The sequence below is a fragment of the Caballeronia sp. genome, from assembly GCF_049581465.1.
Classification (GTDB): Bacteria; Pseudomonadota; Gammaproteobacteria; order Burkholderiales; family Burkholderiaceae; genus Caballeronia.
Genome location: NZ_JBAUSA010000004.1, coordinates 1 through 2,659, shown reverse-complemented (window position 1 = coordinate 2,659; position 2,659 = coordinate 1). Strand labels below are relative to the sequence as shown.

Below are 2,659 nucleotides of genomic sequence, written 5' to 3'. Positions count from 1 at the left end.
GGAAGCGGCCGCGAGGAGATTCGCGGGTGCAGGCGGGGGGGCGAAAGCGGGGCCGAGCGGGGTGGGTTCCGCGGGGCCTGCAGCGTCCGCGAAGCCCTCGGAATCCAAGGGTTCCGGTCGTCCAGCGCCGGATAAAAAAAATGCATCGCCGACTGTCTCTCGCGATCCTTCGAAGGATAGGGGTGCTTTGGGTGCGTCTTCTTCCGGTGTTTCGTCTGCCGGTAGCAATGGCACTTCAACTAGCACTTCAGGCCAGAAAGAGGGGCGCAGTGTCACGGAGTCGTCATCGAAATTTTCGTCTCTTTCCTCTCTAGCGGCACTTTCATCGTTGGGCCGCAGCAACGCGGTTGCAGCGCCAACGCCGGTGGATGCTTCGCGAGAAGAGCCCCCAAGCCCGAAACCGCAGTCGCGCGATATGGGTCCTCGGACTGACGTTCGTCCGCCACAGGGCGCGAAGAACGTGCGCGAGGATGTGGTACCGCAGGCAGGTAAGGTCAATACCGTACGCGACGATGTGGCGCCGCCGGCACGCAAGGTCGCTATGGAACCGCCAGACCGCGCGCAGCGCCCGGGCGTCGATCGCGGCATTTCAGATCCGGGTTCGCTCGACTCACCCAAGCAAACCCAAGTGCCCGAGCGCGGCCGAAACGTCGAGCGCGTCGCGCGCGATAACGCGCAACGGAGTTCGGGTACTCGGGGTGGACAGCAGGAACGCAGCGTCCAAACGGCCGGGCGACGCGAGGATCGCGGTTCCGTACGACACCAGCCGGGAAGTTCAAGCTCAAGCGCGCAATCACCTCGACCTGCTGCGGCTCCCGGGAACGGCTCACGGGACGAGCGCAATTCAGATCGTCCCGTCGTGCGGCCTGCTTCCCAAAGGCCGCGCACTGAGCGTTCACCCGCGACTCAGGCGCACGGCGAACGCGCCTCACCCGCGACCCAGGCGCACGCGGAAGCCGCGTCACCCTCGGCTCAGACGCACGCTGAAACCGCCTCTTCCTCGACTCAGGCACGCGCTGAAACCGCCTCTTCTTCGAGTCAGGTGCACGCCAAATCTGCCTCACCCGCGACTCGGACGCACGTCAAACCCGTCTCTCCAGCAACCCACGCACCAAGGGAAACGGCGAAAACGCAGCCGCGCAGCCGTCCGCAGCCCGTCGGGTCTGCCAGCGCCGACCCTCGCCCCCCGCGCCCGAGGCGTGTCGTCGAAGCGAACCCCATTCCGCCGATCAAGTTCCCCGAGGCGCTGCCTGTTTCCGCCCGTCGCGAAGAAATCGCCGCCGCGATCCAGTCCAATCAGGTGGTGATCGTCAGCGGGGAAACCGGGTCGGGCAAAACCACGCAATTGCCGAAGATCTGCCTCTCGCTCGGTCGCGGGCTCGGGGCGGGCGGTTCCGGGCTGATCGGCCATACACAGCCGCGCCGGATCGCGGCATCGGCGACGGGGCGGCGTATCGCGGAAGAACTCGGCACACCGTTCGGCGAAGTGGTCGGCTACAAGGTGCGTTTCACCGATAACCTGTCGCCCGGCGCATCGGTGAAGCTGATGACCGACGGCATTTTGCTGGCCGAAACGCAAACCGATCCGCTGCTCGCCGCGTACGACACGATCATCATCGACGAAGCGCATGAGCGCAGCCTCAACATCGACTTCCTGCTCGGCTACCTGCGCGAAATTCTCCCGCGACGCCCGGATCTGAAAGTGATCGTGACGTCGGCGACCATCGACGCCGATCGCTTTGCGCGCCATTTCGGCAGCGACGAAAAACCTGCCCCGGTTATCGAGGTGAGCGGGCGCCTGTATCCGGTGGAAGTGCGGTATCGGCCGGTGGTGGAGGAAAGCCCGGCGGTCAAAGCGGCGCAGGGTGCGCCTGCGCCTCAGAAGGATCGCCCCGACCGTCCGCGCACGCAGCGCGAAAACGATCGCGACCTGATGGAAGCCATCGTCGACGCCGTCGATGAACTTTGCCGCGAAGGCCCCGGCGATGTCCTCGTTTTTCTCCCCGGCGAGCGAGAAATTCGTGACGCCGCCGAGGCGCTGCGCAAGCACCATCCGCCGCACACTGAAATCCTGCCGCTGTTCGCGCGCCTTTCCGCCGCCGACCAGGAGCGCGTTTTCCGGTCGTCCAACGCGCGTCGCATTGTGCTCGCCACGAACGTCGCGGAAACATCGCTGACGGTGCCGGGGATTCGCTACGTCGTTGATACCGGGCTCGCGCGCGTCAAACGGTATTCGTATCGCAACAAAGTCGAGCAGCTTCAAATCGAAGCGATCTCGCAAAGTTCGGCGAACCAGCGCGCGGGCCGATGCGGCCGCGTGGCGGACGGCGTGTGTATTCGACTCTACGAAGAGGACGACTACAACCTGCGAGTCCGTTTCACGGATCCTGAAATCCTGCGTTCGTCGCTTGCTGCCGTGATCTTGCGGATGAAGTCGTTGCACCTGACGGCCATCGAAACGTTTCCGTTTCTCGAACCGCCGCCAGGCCGAGCGATCGCCGATGGCTACCAGTTATTGAACGAACTGGGCGCCGTGGATGACGACAACGCCCTCACGCCGCTAGGTCGCGAACTGGCGCGTTTGCCGCTCGATCCACGCGTGGGGCGGATGATTCTTGCGGCTCGGGACCACCAGTCATTGCGCGAAGTGCTGATCATC

Annotated in this window: 1 protein-coding gene; it reads left to right on the top strand. The window is 64.7% G+C overall.

Annotation, left to right across the window (positions count from 1 at the left end; all coding sequences use genetic code 11):
- Positions 1-415: 415 nt before the first annotated feature.
- Positions 416-2,659 (top strand): ATP-dependent RNA helicase HrpA (hrpA, locus tag WCA53_RS00050; protein ID WP_423903905.1); only part of this gene is annotated, 2,244 nt, incomplete at its 3' end.